At 49.1% G+C, this 19,175-nt stretch carries 17 protein-coding genes; 5 read left to right on the top strand and 12 right to left on the bottom strand.

The features are described from left to right. Positions 1-128: 128 nt before the first annotated feature. The 4 genes from FFM82_RS09745 to pnuC all read right to left on the bottom strand — a co-directional run bounded on the left by FFM82_RS09745 (position 129) and on the right by pnuC (position 5,547). A complete protein-coding gene (locus tag FFM82_RS09745) occupies positions 129-2,126 on the bottom strand; it encodes a PTS sugar transporter subunit IIABC (RefSeq protein ID WP_137645648.1) in 1,998 nt (665 codons plus the stop codon). A gap of 15 nt (positions 2,127-2,141) precedes the next feature. Next, a complete protein-coding gene (gene treC / locus FFM82_RS09740; RefSeq protein ID WP_137645647.1) occupies positions 2,142-3,785 on the bottom strand; it encodes an alpha,alpha-phosphotrehalase in 1,644 nt (547 codons plus the stop codon). A 17-nt stretch (positions 3,786-3,802) separates the two neighbouring features. After that, positions 3,803-4,531 carry a trehalose operon repressor gene (treR, locus tag FFM82_RS09735; RefSeq protein WP_137645646.1) on the bottom strand — a complete coding sequence of 243 codons (729 nt, stop codon included), beginning with the start codon at positions 4,529-4,531 and terminating at the stop codon, positions 3,803-3,805. Positions 4,532-4,764: 233 nt separating this feature from the next. After that, complete coding sequence (gene pnuC, locus FFM82_RS09730; protein WP_137645645.1) at positions 4,765-5,547, bottom strand: nicotinamide riboside transporter PnuC; 783 nt, start codon at positions 5,545-5,547, stop codon at positions 4,765-4,767. Positions 5,548-5,942: 395 nt separating this feature from the next. Between pnuC and map the strand changes: the two genes are divergently transcribed. Then, positions 5,943-6,734, top strand: a complete 792-nt coding sequence (gene map, locus FFM82_RS09725) for a type I methionyl aminopeptidase (RefSeq protein ID WP_137645644.1) — start codon at positions 5,943-5,945, stop codon at positions 6,732-6,734. Between the two features lie 67 nt (positions 6,735-6,801). Here the strand turns inward: map and FFM82_RS09720 are convergent, their stop codons facing one another. Continuing rightward, entirely contained in the window at positions 6,802-7,350 is a 549-nt protein-coding gene (locus FFM82_RS09720) for an NADPH-dependent FMN reductase (RefSeq protein ID WP_137645643.1), read from the bottom strand. Positions 7,351-7,482: 132 nt separating this feature from the next. Then, complete coding sequence (locus FFM82_RS09715) at positions 7,483-8,832, bottom strand: DUF2252 domain-containing protein (RefSeq protein ID WP_137645642.1); 1,350 nt, start codon at positions 8,830-8,832, stop codon at positions 7,483-7,485. Between the two features lie 174 nt (positions 8,833-9,006). Here FFM82_RS09715 and ndk point away from each other — a divergent pair, with 174 nt between their 5' ends. After that, positions 9,007-9,471 carry a nucleoside-diphosphate kinase gene (ndk, locus tag FFM82_RS09710; RefSeq protein ID WP_137645641.1) on the top strand — a complete coding sequence of 155 codons (465 nt, stop codon included), beginning with the start codon at positions 9,007-9,009 and terminating at the stop codon, positions 9,469-9,471. Positions 9,472-9,744: 273 nt separating this feature from the next. Further along, positions 9,745-10,128 carry a hypothetical protein gene (locus FFM82_RS09705; RefSeq protein ID WP_137645640.1) on the top strand — a complete coding sequence of 128 codons (384 nt, stop codon included), beginning with the start codon at positions 9,745-9,747 and terminating at the stop codon, positions 10,126-10,128. A 70-nt stretch (positions 10,129-10,198) separates the two neighbouring features. On the opposite strand, the gene FFM82_RS09700 is transcribed toward FFM82_RS09705, so the two are convergent. Together FFM82_RS09700 and trxA are read right to left on the bottom strand one after the other, a co-directional pair. Then, a complete protein-coding gene (locus FFM82_RS09700) occupies positions 10,199-10,408 on the bottom strand; it encodes a hypothetical protein (protein ID WP_137645639.1) in 210 nt (69 codons plus the stop codon). Positions 10,409-10,646: 238 nt separating this feature from the next. Beyond that, positions 10,647-11,021 (bottom strand): thioredoxin, encoded by a 375-nt coding sequence (trxA, locus tag FFM82_RS09695; protein WP_371852250.1) that lies wholly within the window; start codon positions 11,019-11,021, stop codon positions 10,647-10,649. Positions 11,022-11,144: 123 nt separating this feature from the next. On the opposite strand from trxA, the gene FFM82_RS09690 reads away from it, so the two are divergent. Further along, positions 11,145-11,642, top strand: a complete 498-nt coding sequence (locus tag FFM82_RS09690) for a MerR family transcriptional regulator (RefSeq protein WP_137645637.1) — start codon at positions 11,145-11,147, stop codon at positions 11,640-11,642. 66 nt (positions 11,643-11,708) lie between these two features. Here FFM82_RS09690 and FFM82_RS09685 read toward each other — a convergent pair whose 3' ends face one another. The 4 genes from FFM82_RS09685 to FFM82_RS09670 are packed head-to-tail and all read right to left on the bottom strand — an operon-like array spanning position 11,709 to position 17,282. Beyond that, positions 11,709-12,866 carry a mannitol-1-phosphate 5-dehydrogenase gene (locus FFM82_RS09685; RefSeq protein WP_137645636.1) on the bottom strand — a complete coding sequence of 386 codons (1,158 nt, stop codon included), beginning with the start codon at positions 12,864-12,866 and terminating at the stop codon, positions 11,709-11,711. 1 nt (position 12,867) lies between these two features. Then, positions 12,868-13,317, bottom strand: coding sequence for a PTS mannitol transporter subunit IIA (locus FFM82_RS09680; RefSeq protein WP_137645635.1), 450 nt, complete (start codon positions 13,315-13,317; stop codon positions 12,868-12,870). Between the two features lie 14 nt (positions 13,318-13,331). Further along, complete coding sequence (locus FFM82_RS09675) at positions 13,332-15,407, bottom strand: BglG family transcription antiterminator (RefSeq protein ID WP_137645634.1); 2,076 nt, start codon at positions 15,405-15,407, stop codon at positions 13,332-13,334. A 33-nt stretch (positions 15,408-15,440) separates the two neighbouring features. After that, a complete protein-coding gene (locus tag FFM82_RS09670; protein WP_137645633.1) occupies positions 15,441-17,282 on the bottom strand; it encodes a PTS mannitol transporter subunit IIBC in 1,842 nt (613 codons plus the stop codon). 352 nt (positions 17,283-17,634) lie between these two features. Here FFM82_RS09670 and FFM82_RS09665 point away from each other — a divergent pair, with 352 nt between their 5' ends. Beyond that, on the top strand, positions 17,635-19,056 hold the full coding sequence (locus tag FFM82_RS09665; RefSeq protein ID WP_137645632.1) for a C69 family dipeptidase: 1,422 nt from the start codon (positions 17,635-17,637) through the stop codon (positions 19,054-19,056). The last annotated feature ends 119 nt before the right edge of the window (positions 19,057-19,175 follow it).

The raw sequence follows: 19,175 nt of genomic DNA, 5'->3' as shown, positions 1-19,175 counted from the left end.
GAGCGTGTGCCAAAAGTTGGTTAAGCTCACCAGCTGATTTTTGGCGCACGTTTCGACTATTATGATTCACAAACAAAGGGGCACCGCTGATTCTGTAGCGGTGCCCCCTTTTTAAGGTCAATTTTTAATTAAGCCGCTTGGCCCAAGTGACGCTTCTTCGGCGCAACTTTAACCGCCGCAGCGTCTTCATCCTTAAAGCCAAACATCCAAGTCAGTGTGAAGGACACGATGATTGTCACGATTGACGCAATCCAGAAGCCCCAGAAACTAAAGTCGGAGCCCTTCGGATTGATAAACGAGGTGAACCCAATCAGTGAACCGGTAAAGCCCCACATGTTGACCCGCATCAACCCGGTCAGTAACCCGCCGACCGCGGCCCCGATGCTGGCCGTGACGAAGGCCCGCCCGTACTTCAAGTTAATCCCGTACATCGCCGGTTCGGTGACCCCGCAGAACGCGGAAATCGTAGCCGGCCAAGCTAATTCTTGAATGTTCGCTAATTTCGACTTCAAAGCAATCGCTAAAACGGCGCCCCCCTGTGCGACCATCGTTGCGGAAACGATGGCGTTGAGGTAACTGTGGCCGGTGGTTGCAATGTCGTTGGCCACGATTGGAATAATCGCCCAGTGTAACCCGAAGATAACCAGCACTTGGTAGAAACCACCGATAATCAAGCCCGAAATGGCCGGACTAAGGTTGTAAATGGCCACGATCCCGTTAGCTAACGCCGTGGATAGGACCGTAATAATTGGTCCCAGGAATAATAGGATGGCACCGGAAATCACGACCACTTCGATCAATGGTACGAAAATCATCCGTAAAACGGCCGGAATCACCCGTTTCAACCACGGTTCCAACTTACTTGCTAACCAGGCGGCCGCAATCATTGGGAAAATTGAGTAGGTGTAGGACGCCACGTGGACTGGCAAACCGAAGAAGTCGGCGTTAACGCCCATTCCTAAAATCGTGCTGGTGGCTTTACCACCCGCTAAGGCCACGATCGACGGGTAGGTCAGCACCCCACCGACGATTCCCATGATCACCGGGTCGGCACCCAGCTTCTTGCCCGCCGTAAAACCAACGAAGATTGGTAGGAAGTAAAAGACCGAGTCACTCATCGCGTTGATGATGACGTACGTCGGGGCGGTATCACTCACAAACTTAAAGGTAATCAGAACGGCTAAGATACCCTTTAAAATCCCGGAAGCAGCCAGCAACCCGATTACTGGAATCATCGAACCGGTGATGACCCCGATTAAGTTGCTAAAGCCCCACTTAACGGTACCCCAGGCCGTCTTCGGCCGCTTAGACGCCGCGTTGGTTTCGGCGACGACCTTGGCCGTTTCGGCGTCGTTAGAAAATTCCGGTCCGATCTGCTTAATGACCGCGTCGTAAACGTCGGTCACGGCTGGACCGATAACAACCTGGTATTGGCCGCCAGCCTTGGCCACGTCAATGACGCCCTTCAAGTCACGGACAATGTCATCGTTGGCCTTGCTTTCATCCTTTAAGTAAAACCGTAAGCGGGTAATGCAGTGAATTAAACTATTGATGTTTTCGACCCCGCCCACGTTCTCAACGATGTCGGCCGCTAACTGGTCATACTTACCAGCTTTGGGTAATTTACCCTGGCGCTTCGCGTTATACGTGTTGGCGTTTAGGCGGCCGGTCGCAGCCACCTGCCCGGCTTCCAACGTACCGGTTACGGGATCCAACTCAGCTAACTTATCACTTGAATTAGTTACGGCTACAATGACCGTCGTTTGCTTATTGCCCGCTTCGACCGCCGCCAAGTCCATCGTCGCGATTGAATCCCCGGCTTGAACGGTGTCCCCGGCCGCCACGTTCAGCTTGAACGGTGCGCCCTTTAAGTCGACCGTGTCAATACCCAGGTGGACCAACACTTCTAGGTTGTTGTCCGGCGTGGTAAAGCCGATGGCGTGCTTAGTTTCCGCCACCATCGTCACCGTCCCGGTCACCGGTGCAACGACCGTTCCGTTACTAGGCTTAATGCCGAAACCCAAGCCCATCATTCCGGCCGAAAAGACCGGGTCCGCCACGGCTGACAACGGCATAATGTCACCGTTGATCGGCGTTAATAGTTTTACAGTTTGTGCGTTTCCCATGTTATTCCCTCATTTCTAACTTTGCCAGAGTGCAATCGATTGGTATGGTTGTAGGACCATGTCCGGTTGAACGGTGACCGCCGCGTTGCTGATCAATACCTGTGCGTTCAGCATGTCACCCGGAATTTTAACCGTTGTGGCCCGTGGATAAAAGTTATTTAAGACGAGTAGTTTCTGTTGACCGAGCGTCCGCCAGTAACCGAAGACCTGGTCGTCATCGAGCCGCCACGTCTGGTAGTCACCGTCGCTGATAATCGGCATCGTTTTGCGGAGCTTGATCAGTTGTTGGTAATAATTGAAAATCTCGCCGTGCTTGAGTTCGGCTTCAACGTTGATTTTCGCTTGGTTAGTTGGTTTCAACCACGGCGTCCCGGTGGTAAAACCGGCCGTGGCGCTACCATTCCACTGCATCGGGGTCCGGCTGTTATCGCGGGCCTTACTTTTCACGATTTCAAAGGCGGCGGCCGGGCTCAAGCCCGTTTTAATCAAGTGGTCGTAAGCGTTACGGGCTTCGATGTCCACGTAGTCGGCCATCGATTGGTAATCCGGATCGGTCATGCCGATTTCTTCACCCATGTAGATGAACGGCGTCCCCCGCATCAGGTGAATGACGGTCGCTAAGAGTTGGGCCGAACGAACCCGGTAATGGTCCGGATCGCCGAAACGGTTGATGGCCCGCGGCTGGTCATGGTTATTCCAGAACAACGCTTGCCAACCGTGGCCGTCGTTCATGCCGACCGCCCATTCGTCTAATAAGTGCTTCAACTTATCGAAGTCGAACGGCACTTTCGACCACTTTTCGCCGTGATCGTAGTCGGTCTTTAAGTGGTGGAAGTTAAAGACCATCGACAGTTCGTGATTGTCGGGCACGGTATAGCCGATACTGTTCGGAATCGTCGTGGATGACATTTCACCAACCGTTACACTGTTGGCTTCCTGACCAAAACTGGCCGCGTTTAGTTCCTTCAAATAATCGTGAACGACCGGGGTATCGGTGTAGAGCATCTTCTCGTTGGCCCCCGGCTGAACGTCGATTAACGCTTCGGCTTTACCAGTCACGTTGATAACGTCGAAGCGGAACCCGTGAACCCCCTTTTGCCGCCAGAAGTTCACCACGTCGGCACAGGCCTTGCGCACTTCGGGATTGTGCCAATCCAGGTCAGCCTGCGTCGGGTCGTATAAGTGCATGTAGTACAACCCGGTGTTGCCGAACGGCGCCCACGCCGGCCCACCAAACTTGGACTGCCAGTTAGTCGGTAAGCTACCATCCGCTTTTGGTGACCGAATATAATAAAATTTTTGGTACTTCTCGTCACCGGCCAACGCTTTTTGGAACCATTCGTGTTGAATCGAGGTGTGGTTGAGCACCATGTCGAGCATGACGCCGATACCAGCCGCTTTCAACTTCGCAACCAATTCCTCAAAATCAGCCATCGTCCCGAACATCGGGTCGATCCGGTAATAATCCGCAATATCGTAACCGTTGTCATTTTGGGGTGAAACAAAAAACGGGTTAAACCAGATCATGTCGATGTTTAAGCGCTTTAAATACGGGATCTCTGAAATGATTCCGCGCAAATCGCCAATGCCGTCCCCGTTACTATCCTTGAACGACTTCGGGTAAATCTGGTAAATCACTTGTTTCGATAATTCAGTCATGAGCGACTCCTTTCGTGTTAAAACGGTTGTGGTTGCCGGCGGGCAAAGTCCCGGAAACGGAATTTATCCGCGCGGTGTCGTGATTCCGTATACTGAAACGCACGGGCGTCTTCTAAGCTGGTCACACTTCGCACGACTGCGATCCACATACTGTCATCAACGTGCAAGCGTTCGCGGTCTTCGGCCGTCGCCGGTTCCATCGTAATTTCCTTAGTGGCATAACTAATCGCTAACCCGAGTTCCTGTTCAAAGTAGGCGTACAACGAATCTTCAGCGGCTCGCCGCGGTAAGTTCGGGACGACCGACTTCAAAATGTAGTCCTTGTCGATAATGTCCGGCTCACCGTTCAGGACCCGGACCCGCTTAATCGCCGTAACCGGTACCGTCGTCTGCTCGCCACCCAGGCTTGCAAACGACCCGTACGGCAGGCTGGCTTGTGGCTCGAATTCGTAAACGATGTTGGTCGTCGTAACGTTCAATTTATGGGCCAGCTCCTTATAACTCACGATACCCGATACTGGGAACGCGTACTGGCGGTGTTCGATGACCAGCGACCCCTTCCCGCGAATTTTTTGAATATAACCGTTGTCGGCCAATCCGGCTAAGGCCTTGCGTCCGGTCTCACGCGAGATACCGTAAAGTGCACAAAGCTGGTTTTCGCTTGGCAAATACGTCCCAAGTTTGTAAACTTCTTGATCAATTTTTTGCTTTAAATCGTCGTACACTAACGCAGACTTGTTAAGCATCCAAGCAACCCCTTTCTGTTAACGTTTTCAAAAATGATAATAAACTTGTTTAGATAAGCTGTCAACGCTTAACGATTAATATTTTTAAAATGCTGATATATCAACGTTTATACGGTTAATTAACTTATATTTTTAAGCCGTACAAGCTGTATGAGATGTCTATACATGTTTCAAAAGCCGTAAAAAAGCGTCCGGTTTTATCCGGACGCTTAGTGTATCAAGGTTAACTAATTTTAATGGTTGGTACTGAAACTAGCCGAATCAATCGTGGCAGCCTCATCAGCGGCGGCCTGTTCCTGTGCAATCAGCCGCGCACGCTCACGTTTATTATACCAAGGTGAGACGGTGAAGGCTAGGATATCGTTGATCAAGTAGATCGAACTATTAATAAACATTGCCAGCGTTGCCGAACCCTGCCGGAACGAAATGAACCACAAAACCATTTGTGCCAATCCAGAAGCGACCCACCAGAAATACTGGTTGTTGTACCGCAAGAAGCAGATTACACCGGCAGTTAAGCAAATGGCGAAGCTAATCGCATCGACCCACGGCCGCGGGTCATCGGTCAAAGCACCAATCAGGTAACCGGAGATTCCGTAAACCACGATGGTAGCAACAATCGCGATGATCCAGGTCCGCCCGGTAAATTTCCGAATCTTGGAAACCATGTTAACGTTCCAACCGGCACTCAGCAAGACCGGGATATCCAGCGTAACCACGTAAGCTAACTGTTCACCGATACTCAGGTAGTTCTTAGCTGAGAAGCCAACCACGATGAAGCAGGCCGCTGAAATCAACCCTAACCAGCCGTTGACCGATTTCGCCGCGTTGATGGCTAACACGCAAAGAACCCCCAAAGTGGTTCCGATAAATGTTAGAATGGATAACGTTGTAATTGGGGCGTTGACTAAAGTCATCACCTGACAACCCAAACTAAAGAAGAATAAGTAGTAATTTTGTTGTGGCCAACCTTTCAATTGGTGCGATAAGAATTTCAAATAGTGAGTCAAAATCAAGTTCCTCTTTCCGTGAAAAAATTGCGGTTGTCGCTGTTTAGTTGGCCAACTATCACAGTACACTACCATATGTAGTGGTTCCGTTCGAAACAACACTATATATTGTATCATTATCTTTGACGATGAAAAGCCTTATTTTTTCAAATCAGGGGAGCAGACCGCTTCCCCGACCGGAAGAATCCCCGCCAAGCGGGTCTTTTTGCGCTTGTTATTTTTTTTGACTTTTTTTCATTGAAAAAGTGGCCGTTTGGTTAACTAGTGTCCGCTAACAAGCGCGCGCCACCGGACAACCAACCGCTTTCAGGCAAGCGATTTTGTCGCCCGTTAATGGTTGCTGTATACTAGTAGTGGACATTTTTGAACAACAATATATTTAATATTTTTTGGAGGCTCACATGATAACGCTTAAATCAGATCGTGAGATTCAAGGGATGCAAGAAGCCAGCGACATTATGGTTGGTCTCTTCCACGCCCTAGAAGATTACATTAAACCCGGGATTACGACTTGGGACGTTGACCATTTCGCGTACGAATACATCACCGACCACGACGCCACCCCTGGTGAATTGAACTTTGAAGGTTATAAATACTCAACCTGCGTCAGTGTTAACGACATGATTTGCCACGGTTGCCCAAGCAAGGACATTCTGGTCAAGGACGGCGACTTACTGAAAGTCGATACGGTCATTAATTACCACGGTTACCTGAGTGATTCCTGCCACGCCTTCGTGGCCGGCACCCCGTCACCAGAAGTTAAGAAGTTGATGGACGTGACGCTGAAGTCACTCTACCTCGGAATCGACCAAGCCGTTGTCGGCAACCGGATCGGTGACATTGGCTGGGCCATTCAAAATTACGCCGAAAACGAAATGGGTTACGGCGTCGTGCGCGAATACATCGGTCACGGCATTGGCCCGACGATGCACGAAAAGCCCGACGTTCCCCATTACGGTGAAGCGGGTCACGGCACCCGTTTAAAGGCCGGCATGACCATCACCATCGAACCCATGGTCAACATTGGCGACTGGCGTTCCGGTGAAACCGCCGATGACGGTTGGACGGTGCGGACGCTTGATGGTAGCTTAAGCTGCCAATACGAACACACCATCGTCATTACCAACGACGGTCCTAAGATCTTATCCTCTTTCGACCACGACATGGACGCAAAGTACCTCTGGAAAAAATAATGATTGTGTAAAAAACGGACGCCCCGGTCAATGACCAGGACGTCCGTTTTAAGTTGGCACGTCTTAATTAGTTAATAAATTTAGCAGCAAATTCGCTGAACTGCTTACCAGCCCCTGCCAAGAATGATTGGGTACTTTCATTGGTAATCTTGCCCGTTTCATCCGCTAACTTATCGGTGTTAGCAATGTAGAGTTCTGGTTGTTGCATCGTTGGCATGTCTAAGAAGACCAGGGATTGCCGTAAAACGTGGTTGGCAAGCACACCGGAAATGCCCGAAATCGATTGTGACGCAACCAGGGCCGGCTTCCCACCCCAAACGCTTTGACCCCAAGGACGTGACGCAACGTCGAGGGCGTTCTTCAGTGCGGCCGGAATGCTACGATTATGTTCCGGAGTGACAAAAATAATTGCGTCTTGTTCGGCAACGGCCTTCCGGAAAGTCGTGTACGCGGCCGGCGAGTTTTCATCAAGATCTTGGTTATAAAGCGGTAAATCAGCGATGTTCAAGTACGTCACGTCCGCGTCAGCTGGCAAACCAGCAACGATCGCATCAGCCACCCCTTTAGAATAAGAATTTTTACGAATAGAACCTACAATTACACCATATTTTGTCATCGTTTTAACAATCCTTTCAAAATCAATATTATCATCTACTTACTAATAGTAAGTATACCAAACAATCGTTAAAGCGCAATCATAATGACTTGAAATACTAAAATAATCGGGTAACCATTGATCCTACAAGGATTACGGGTTGTCCAAAAAGTCTTGGTAATCTACCTCGACTTGTTGCACGTAGGCGGCCGCCCACTTAGCCATCGCCTCATCAAACTTGGTTGAGTGCCCCACGTAACCGCGAATCATCGCAGCGGTCGGGCTTTGAGCGTGGGCCTTGGCTAGAATCATCGCGCAGGTCGTCACGTAGGCTGAGAACTGCCCCCAGTCGAGGGTCGTCATATCGATTGATTCCTTCATATCGCGGAACTGCCGGACGTAAAAGCTCTTATTTTGCATCTGGAAGTAACCCAAAAAGACGTCCGACGTGGCTTGTAAGATGCGCTGGGCACTCACGATCCGTTGCCCTTCGGAGAGCTCGAGTGCGGCCGTCAGTGGTTGCCGAGACTGACTACCGACTTTCCGGGTGGGTAGGGCTTCCTTAATTTGCAAAACCATGTGGCTACCATCGGTACTCGTCAGTAAAACTAAGTAACACAGTGACCCGAAACTCCCGACCCCGACACTGTGCCGAATAATATCGGTCACCTCGTATTGCGATAACAAGAGCGCAACGTCGGTACGAACGTTGAGTAGGTATTCCTTGATGCCGTCCTTAATGGCGCGGGTCGTTGCGGCGTCGACGTGCACCGAACGTGGCGGGTTATCTTTAAATTGCCGTTCCCCACGACTATTGGTGACCGTAAACTTACGCACGACCTGTTCCGAATTGCGCTTTTGCGCCTTCTTAACCAAGTCAGCAATAAAGTCGACGGTTTCCGGCGTATCCCCACCGAAATTCAAGACGGCCTGCACTTCGTTATCGCGGTAAAAGCGGTCCAGCGTCGTTTGGTCGAACATCTGTGCCAAGGCTTCACGGTAACTCGCACTGGCCGTTCGTACCAGCTTATCCACCTTTTTCGGTTTGAAGCCAACGTCGCGGGCCGCCAAAATAATGCTGACTAACAAGCGGCGCAAATCCCATTCAAACGGGTGGATACCCGCTTCATCAAAATCGTTCAGGTCAAAGACCAAGCGGCGTTCAGGCGAGGCGTAGAAGCCAAAGTTACCAACGTGCGCATCACCACAAACCACGGCGGGGATATCGCTAGTCCGCTGATAGTCCAAATCATCGTCCATCAATTCAACCGACCCCCGGAAAAAAGCGAAGGCCGAGGCCGCCATCCGCTCGCGCCGTAACGGTAAGAGCTCCGGTACCAGCATGGCCCGTACCCGCCGCAAGTAGTCGCCCGCGTTTCTGTCGACCGGAATAAACGTCCCGAGTTGTTCAAACGACGTTTTTTGTCGGCGCGCCTTACCGAGTGCAATTAATTCGGCAACCGTATGCCGTTGTCGAATATGTGTTAAATCAAGTGGTGGCATAAAATCAATCCCTCTTTATAAACTTACCCCCATTATAGCGGGTTTACTTTGAAAAGCGAAAGCGGAACCAACCGCGTTGTTTCAGAAAGCTTGGAAATATAGTTGACGCACTCAGCGATTTCACCTACAATTTAATTAAAAAAGCGCTTACTTTGCTTGAGGAGGTTCTACGTTATGGCAAATTCAGAAAAGACACTCGTTCTTGTTAAACCAGATGGCGTTGCGGAAGGTCACATTGGTAACATCATTTCGCGACTCGAACGCAAAGGGTTCCAAATTTCAGCACTCAAAGTTGTGAAAGCAACCAAGGAGCAGCTCGAAGCTCACTATAATGAACAAGTCGAGAAACCCTACTTCAACGAAATCGCAACGTACATGATGGAAGGGCCGTTAGTAGCAATCATCGTTAGTGGGACCAACGTCGTTAAAGCCGTGCACCGCTTAGCCGGCAATACCCGGCCAGCCGACGCGCTACCGGGAACGATTCGCGGCGACTTTGCCCACGATTACGCGGACGGGATCTTACGGAACATCGTTCATACCTCTGATAGTCGTGAGAACGCCCACCACGAGATTGCCATCTGGTTCCCAGAACTGGCGGTTTCGTCGCGGAAACCTTTAAAGCCGCAAAAAAATTAATCGTAACTTGAGCGCGCGTTTCAAAAGACGACTAGCTGGTGCGCATTAACACCGGCTAACTTTGGCCGTCCGTTTGGTTGATTATCATATGGAAACGAAAGTAGGTGCTTGCCCGCACCTACTTTTTTATTCCACCAGGTACGCGTTGTTAGGCAATTAAACAAAGCTAACCGGTAAGGTGACCCAATTAACGCACCCAATCCGTCGATATTTTCGCACAAACCACTTCCAACCAGTATGCTGGAGCTATCAATAAAGGTTGGGGGACTTTTAATGAACTTAGTTGTGGGACCTTATTTACGGCGTAATTCGATGCACGCATCCAAATTTTCAATGTACACCGCGCTAAAGCGCATCGATCAGTGTTTGCAATTGATTAAAAAGACTGGGGCAATTGGACTGACCGACTCGACCGCGGCACTGGGCCTAAACTTGACGCATTTAACCGGCGCCAGCGTAATCGTCACCAACGGCGCGCATAGTTTCAACGTGATCGTCCAAAATCACGATAAAACCATCACACTAACTGGCTGTCTCATTCAAGATACCTTTCATAATATCGTTAACCCGTTAAATCCGAGTTATTTAATTTCACTGAACCGGCAATTAATTTCATCCAGCGACGACTTGATTGAAACGATCTACGACTACCTGTAAGACCTAATAAAGAACGACCGCTTGGAAGGCTTTCTTCTAAGCGGTCATTCTTTATTATTGTGTATTCAGTCTAACGAAAAACGGCGACCGGTTCCGTCAACATGTTTTGCACTGCTTGAATCCGTTGGTGTGCTTGTGGCGTTTTCGGCGTGATTGTTTCAGCCGGGTTCACCACGTAAACGCGTGGCTGTGCCGGTTTCGGCGCGTGTAGCGATTCGAAAATCAGCAATCCACCAAAGGCGACGATCCCCAGTCGTAGCGCCCAAATCAATTTATTCATAAGCGTCCCCCCTCAGACGATTAAAACGTAAGTCTAATGTACCACGGCGTTACCCATTTATATCCATACGACCACTCCGTTTTAATTATTAATAATTTTTCCGTCCAAACTTGCTTATATTCACCCGTTTTAACCCAAAATTTTTAATAGACTTTAATTTGACAGATGTTAACATTTATTACAAAAATAAATTACATAATAAAAGGACCTACGTTACTAGGTCCTCCTTGGCTAGCGTCTATTCTGTTGCCGTTACTTCGGCTAATTTTTGATTCAAGTACTTTTTCAACGCCGCTTGCGGGTGAAAGCCAACCACCTTTTCCGCCGGTTGACCATTTTTGAAAATGACCAACGCCGGAATGCTCATAATTTCAAAGCGCTCCGCAACAGCCTGGTACTGATCAACGTCGAGTGACGCGAACTTGATCTGACCGTCGTAGGCTTCGTCTAAGGCTTCTAACACTGGTGTCTGCATCTTACACGGCCCACACCAGTCCGCCCAAAAATCAACCACGGTCAGGGCCTGACCGGCCGCAACGGTGTCAAAAGTCGTTTCGTTTACTGGTTCAATCATAATGCGTACTGCCTCAATTCTATTAAGATTACGCTTTATGATAGCATGTTTTAAGCCGGCGACCGGCTTAAAAGTTCGTTACCAAACGCATATTAGTTCCACCGCAGCCCTCAATTCGCTATAATAGCGTTATAGAAACGATATACGAAGGGAGTTTTTCTTATGGCAACCACTAAAGACCACCCGTTAGTCGCCTCAGCCGCGGCTAAGCAGCTCGGCATCAAGGCCGTCACGTTACGTAAGTACAGCACGATGGTTGAAAAGCAACTCGCTGACGAGACCCGCTTTCGTGACACCGACAACGGCCACCGTCAGTATAGCACCGCCGACTTGGCCACTTTCCAAGCGGCCATCGACTTGTCCGAGCAAGGGGTCGCCCTGGCCGAAGCGTTGGCCCGGACGTTCGGGACGAAGCAGCCCGCCATTACGGTCACCGTTCCGGTGAAGCCCCAGCCTAAAACAGCTACGACCAGTTCCACGCCGGCAACACCAGCTCCGGGACCCAGCAACGCCGAGTTAGCCCGGCAACAGGACATTATCATCCGGCGCCTAGACTCACTTAATACACGGCTTAATCAAGTACTGGCTCAATTGGACCGGCAGGACGAACGCGCTCAGCAGCAAGCAGCAAAGCCCTGGTGGCAATTTTGGAACAAATAACCCGTTAATCACAAAAATACCGAATCAACTATGGCGGTTTGTTGATCCGGTATTTTTTATTGATTTTTATTTAACGGCAGCTAAATGTTTTTCGTAAGCAGCCTTAATTTCGTTGATCAAGTCCGCGTCTTCCAAGTTGGTCGTTTCACGGATAACTTGTTCGATCGGTTCGTCTTTCAACATTTGTTGTAACTTAACGCTTTCGCTGTCGTTCGGGAAGTTAAAGAAGAACATTTCCCCAACAGTATCAACTAACGCGCTGTAACTACGCCCACGTTCCTTCAATTCGCGAATTGGGCGAATGAACCGTTCGTCAAAGCCTAACTTCCGAATTGGCGTCCGACCAACCCGTTCGATATCATCAGAGATATACGGGTTTTCAAAACGGCTTAAAATCTTCTTTTGGTAAGCGTGGTGAACTTCAGGATCAAAGCCCCACTTCTGAATCAGTAAGTCCCCGGTTTCGCCTAAGACGCGCTTAGCTTGGTCGACAACGCTATCGTCCTTAACGGCTTCACCGATGGTCTTGTAGCCCTTGATGTTACCAGTGTAAGCAACGGTTGCGTGGCCGGTGTTAACGGAGAATAACTTCCGTTCAATGTATGGTTCCAAGTCGTCCGCGTAGTCGACACCCTTCAATTGGATCTTCGGGTTCTTCATTTGGGACTTGTCAACGACCCATTCCTTGAATGGTTCGACGGAAACGAACAGGGGATCGTCGTGTTTTTGAAGCGGCACGATCCGGTCAACGGCGGCGTTTGGGAAACCGGCATTTTCGTCAGCCCAAGCCTGTTCACTGTCGTCCAATGATTCATAAACGGACTTCTTTAATGATTGACTCCCACCGATCATGTTTTCGCAAGCAATGATGTCGATTGGTGTCGTGTTGTTGTTCGCATGCCGTAACTTTAACCCGTCGGCAATCAGTGGCGCGATGAACTTCAAAATCTTAGGTCCGATCGCGGTCGTGACCATGTCAGCTTTGGCAATTTCTTCGGCAACTGCTTTCGGATCCTTGCCGTTGTTAATGCCCTTAACGTCGTGAACTTCAATATGCTTTTGACCTTCTGCAGCCAATTCAATGGTGTACTCATTGCGTTTATTTAATTCATCAATCAAGGTTTCGTTAACATCAACGAAGGTAATCTTGAAGCCGTTGTCAGCCAAGGTTTCGCCAATAAAACCCCGACCAATATTACCTGCACCAAAATGTACGTCTAACATTCTAATCAACTTCCTTTAATAGATTTATGATTTCATCTTCAGATTGAGCGTCCGCTAATTTCGCCACGTTGGTGACATCGCTGCAGTATACAGCAATCTGAGATAAAAGGTTCAAGTGTTCGCCGTTCAACCCGGCAATACCGAAGATAACCGTGACGGTCTTGTCATCGTCGTCATTGCCAGGGTCGCCCCAGCTAACACCCGTTGGGACTTGGACCACGGAGATCCCAGTCTTCTTGATGTACTTCATGCCATCTTGCGTACCGTGCGGGATGGCAATGAAGTTACCCATATAAACGGAGACATCCTTGTTCCGCGCTTGCATCGCGTCAATGTATTCCGGCCCGACACAGCCGCCATCAACCAATAATTGACCGGCTAAGCGGATGCCTTCTTCTTGCGTGGCCACTTGGCGGTCCAACGCAATCATTTTCTTATCTAAAGCTTCCATTCTGTTCACCTACTCTATTTCGTTAGTTCGTTTAAAAATGCCTTGCTAATTAACTGATATAGTTGTTGGCGATTACCGGTCATAAAGGTTTGGGTATTGCTCAAACTCTCGATGACTAACGCGCTCAACTTACCCATCAACCGATTTTCAAAATCGCTGATGCTTTCCGGACCAAGCATTAAGACGATCCGTTGTAACCGAATTTCGCTATCATCCATACTCTTAAAGGTGATTGGCTGATCCAGCTCAAAGATGGCACAGTACGGAGCGCTGACCTGTTGACTTAACGTGTGGACTAACGCCAAGTTGGTGTTGGGGATACCAACTGGCGCCAGGCTCAAGCGGTGTAACAACCGCCCCGCGACTTCTAGGGGATCGTGAACAATTTCAGAATCGATGTGCTTAGTGACTTTCACGAGTGTTTCGGCCACCGTGTCGTCACCGTTACGAATCGGGACGATCGTAAATCGATTCAAAATTTGTTTGGCGGTTGTCATCCGCTGATAAACCTTGTCAAAGTCAAGTCCGGTCGAACTCGGCGTAACTGCATCCGTGTCAACCCGTTGCGTACTCGGAAAATACTGGTGAATGTAATCGCGTAAAGCACTCACTTCGTTTTCCAACAACAACGGACTAACAACGCGGTAATTCAGCTTAAATCCTGGTAACGCCGTCGTTGAGAGAATCATGTCGAAATCTTGCAGGTTAATGTGACCTAAGTTGCCAATGCGAGCCACTTTAATCGTGGTGATTTCTGGAATCAGACGCGCCAAGCGGGTTTTTAAAATCCGGGCGGTCGTCATCCCATTCGGGCAAAGAACCAACACCCTTAAGACCTGGTGACTAAGCTGCATTTCGTACGTGCTGGCAAAATGAATTAACAAGTACGTTAGTTCATCCGCCTTAAAATCTTGATCCGGGAAACAGCGGTCAAAACCACGAACCACTGCCGAATATAACTTGGGATACTGCTCGCGAACTTCCTTTAACTCCGGACTTGCGGGTACCGGACCGTTGACCCCGTTGCGTTGCAACGCAATCTGCATGTGGGCCGTTAAGTTATTGAGTAACCGGTCATCGGTCCCAAACGACCATTGAAAGTACTCCGCAACCGCGTCGATGAACTTCTTAACCTGGTAAGTTAATTGCAAGTCGTAATTTGATAATGACGCGTCCTGGTCGATTCTGAAGGTCAGTCCCTTGATCTGTTGGGCCAAGAAATCAATTTCAGCACCGGTAATCGTGGCTTTAACCGACCGCGGTAGCTGGGTCATAATCGCCAGCGCAATCCGCTGGTATTTCAAGAAGTTATCACGGCTAATCCCGCGTAGATAGCTCACCCCGTGACCATTTTGCAACCGCATCACCCCGGTTGTCAGCGTGATGATCAATTGCTGGAGCTGCCCGTCCGGCACCGACGCGAAGTACTTCTTCTTCAGATCCCGAACGGCCCGGTAGCACACGAGCAACGTTGCGGCGTCTAGTAAGTTAAGAAAGTACGACTGTTCGTCAATAGCGGAAACGGCCAATCCCCGTTTTAATTTACCGATCGTTTTGAAAAATTCGTAATCATTAATTTCGTTATTTAAGATGGTGGCAAACAAGTTGCGGATGTTTGCTTCGGTCCCCGCAACTTGAATCCCCCGTGACTTCAAGCGTTCAATCGTCAAGTCGTAATCATCGAACGGCGTCGATAACGCCGTCAGATCATTCGAAATCGTTGCAATACTAACATCAAAATCTAACGCGAGTTCCTTAAGTTTCATTGACTGCCCCGACATTAGCAACCGGCACGCCAACGCGTTTTGGCGCGTCTGTGAATCAAAAGCCGGTGCAATGTCGTGACCCGCGGTAAGTTGGCTTTTAAACGCCGTTAACGCGGCGTCATCACCAACTAAGCGGAAGCGATGGGAAACGTTAACAATTTTCAAATCAGCGTTTTCTAAGACCAGTTCTAAATTATTAAACTCGCGATAAATCGTCCGGCGACTACTACTGAGACCGGTTTCAATCTGACTCATTGAGAGCCCGGTCGGATTTGCAATTAGTAGTTGCAACAACTCGTCTTGACGCTGTGTGAACTTAACCATGGAGCCACCTCATATAAATGGTATTATATTGAATTATTTCAATTCTGATACCATTTTATCATACTTAGGTGAGCTCAATAGGTCATCCGTGACTAGGATCTGGACTTGCGTGTAACGATTACGTAAGTTCTTGGCGGCTTCAGCACTCGAAACAACTAGTAGACTGTTCCGGTCTGATAATTCGTCAATTCCTAAGTTCTTAACGGCGACGTTCTTATTGGCTTTCTTGATCCGGTCCTTCATTAAGGACGTTGCCATGGTAGCCGTACCTAAATGACCATCGTGATGAACAAAGACGATTTCATCAACCACGCTCAGGTTTAAATCGGCAGGTAACGCGCTCGGATCATCAGTTTTAGCTGCTGGCGCTTCCGAAACGGGAGCCGGTTCATCACTGACTTGGTCCCGCGCCTTTAAGTTAACAACGACTTGATCGTACTTCGGACTGCTCAAGAAGTTATCCACGGATAAACGTAAAGCGTGCGGTGCCTTTTGGGCGGCCCGGTCAGCCAATTCATTTTGCGTAATGACTAATAAACCAGATTCATCTTTCAGATTACTAATGGCGGTGTTCGTAACGGACATTTCAATGCCGGCCTTCTTGACCTTGTCACGGAGAAGTGAAGCACCCATTGCGGATGAACCCATCCCAGCGTCACAAGCGAAGATGATGTGATCAACGTCTTTATAAGAAGCAATCACGTCGGCTGGTTCAGCATCGCTGGTTGCGGCTTCGGCACTACCACCGTTCTTCATATCGCTCATCTTACCTTGAGCAGCGGCTAAGTCTTCCGTAGCACCCGACTTGTCACGCTTCAAGATAATGGCAGCGACGATGAATGAAGCTAAGGTTGCTAAGGTAACCCCAATCAACAAGCCGATATAGTTTGACACACTCTTTGGTGACATCAATAGTAATGAAATAATCGAACCAGGTGAAGGCGTCGAACGTAACCCAACGTTTAAGATACTGAACGTTGCGGTCCCGGTGACCCCACCAGCGATAACGGCTAAGAATAAGGCTGGCTTCATTAAAACGTACGGGAAGTAAATTTCGTGAATCCCACCTAAGAAGTGAATGATGATGGCACTTGGTGCGGAAGCCTTAGCGGTACCCTTACCAAAGATAGCAAAGGCAAGTAAGACCCCGAGCCCTGGACCTGGATCCGGTTCAAGTAAGAACAGGATTGATTTCCCAGCATCCGCAGCGGCTTGAATCCCAAGTGGCGTCAAGATACCTTGGTTAATCGCATTGTTTAAGAACAAAATCTTGGCTGGTTCAATGAAGACGTTCGCCAATGGCAACAACTTCATCTTGACAATCCAACCAACACCGGCAGCCATTGCAGCGCTGGCAGCGCTAACAACTGGGCCAATCGCAAAGTAACCAACGATGGCTAACAACATCCCGATGATTCCGGCTGAGAAGTTGTTGACCAACATTTCAAACCCACTCTTGATCTTATCGCTAACGGCGTCGTCCCATTTCTTAATGGCCCAGCCGCCTAAAGGTCCCATAATCATGGCACCGATAAACATTGGAATCGTAGAACCAACGATAACCCCCATCGTGGCAATCGCACCAACGACCCCACCACGATGTCCGGCAATCATATTCCCCCCGGTAAACGCTATCAATAATGGCAATAAGTAATTAACCATCGGCTGGATCATCTTAGCTAAGCCAGCGTTAGGGAACCACCCACCGGCCATGAAGATGGCGGTAATTAACCCCCAAGCAATGAAGGCACCGATGTTCGGCATAACCATGTTACTTAAGGAACTACCGAATTTTTGAACGCGAGCCTTAATGCCCACTTTTTTCTTTGCAGCGGGAGCGCTTGGCGTTGCGTTTGTATTTACATTTTCACTCATGTTTAAAGCTCCTTTCTTCTTTTCAACGTCTCTATCATATCGGCTGCGGAAAACGGTTTCAAGAAGTTCTAGGTAGACCCGTGGCACGATAAGTTGTGCCAAAACTAAACTCATCAATTCACAAGATGGAATTTTGGCACAAGTTAGCTAAAAGCTGATATTTAGGCAATGACAGTGCTGTCATTTTTTATGCATTAGCACAAATATATTTATTTTCACAATTGAAATGGCACAAAAAATCAATTTTTTTCGTTCACCGTCGTCAGAACGAATCGTTAACAATTGAATTTTAAACAATTTGAATAAAAAAAAGAGACTCCTATACTGGAATCATCGAGGGGGAGATTCATTTATGAAGAAAGATTCTGATTGTACTGAAATACTCGTTGGGAAGGCAGCCAGCATGGACGGCTCAACCATCGTCGCCCGCAACGAAGACGGCTACGGCCCGATTAACCCGATCAAGTTCGTGGTTCACGCTGCCCATGATCAGGTTAACGCCACTTACCACTCCGTGACGACCGGCGTGACCGTGCCATTACCCGACCACGCGTACCGTTACACCGCCACCCCACAAGCAGACCAACACGATGGCCAATACGAAGAGGCCGGCATCAACGAATTTAACGTCGGTATGAGTGCCACCGAAACAACCGCCACTAATCCGCGAGTACTCGGTTACGATCCGCTGGTTCACGACGGCATTGACGAAGAAGCCATGGTCACCCTGGTGTTACCGTACATCAAGAGCGCAAAGGAAGGCGTCCAACGACTCGGGGCGCTCCTGGAAAAGTACGGCACTGGTGAGTGCAATAGCATTGCCTTTAATGATCAAAACGAAATCTGGTTATTTGAAACGGCTGGTGGCCATCACTGGGGCGCCGTCCGGGTTCCCGACGACACCTACGCCATCGTGCCTAACCAGACCGTGGTTCAGGAAATGGATTTGAGTGATACCGCCAACTACCTGGGGGCCAGTGACCTCAGTGACTTCGTTGACCGTTACCACTTAAACCCAACTCCCGGCCACTTTAATTTCCGCGAAATTTTTGGTACCCATAGTGAGGCCGACGCCTACTACAACACGCCACGGACCTGGTACGGTCAAAAATTATTCAACCCAGAAATCGACCAACAACCAACCGACCAGGACATGCCGTTATTCCGCCACCCAAGCAAGCAACTAGCCATTGAAGACGTTCAGTTCTTCTTGTCATCGCACTATAACGGCACCGCCTACGATCCGTTCGGCACCTTTGCTTCGGGAACCACCCGTGAACAAAAACGTTACCGTTCGATCGCCATGGACCGTAACCAATGTTCTTCCATTTTGCAAATTCGTAACGACGTGCCAGCCGAACGCGCTGCGATTCAGTGGGTTGCCATGGGCTTCTTCGCCTACGCCCCGTACGTGCCGTTCTTTACTAATATCAACGATACGCCGGCCAACTACCAGAACACGACTAACGCCGTTGACGTTAACAACGTGTACTGGTTATCCAAGACGCTCTCCGTATTGATCGAACCACACTGGCACGACTTTGCCGAAGCGGTCAACGCTTTCCGTGACGGTTGCCAATCATACGCCCGCGGCCGGGTCGCACAAACTGATGCTGCGACCACAGATAAACAAGCCATGACCGCCTTTTTAACGGCGGCAAACGCCGAAACGGCGGGTGAAATTTCGCACCGGACCCACCTACTCTTCGACCAACTCGTCAAGCAGGGCCTGTTACTTTCAAACACAACTTGGGAAAAGGGGCAAAACCTTTAACCAGCAGTGGTGACTAAAAAGGGGCTGTGACATAACTAGCCTCTGTATAAGCAAATAGGACGAGAAACCGAATTTTGGTTTCTCGTCCTATTTGCTTACGCTTTTGATTTTTAAAACTG

This window comes from Lactiplantibacillus plajomi, from assembly GCF_005405405.1.
GTDB lineage: Bacteria > Bacillota > Bacilli > Lactobacillales > Lactobacillaceae > Lactiplantibacillus > Lactiplantibacillus plajomi.
Note: the sequence above shows the minus strand (reverse complement) of the source record. Positions and strands in the feature narration are given on the sequence as shown.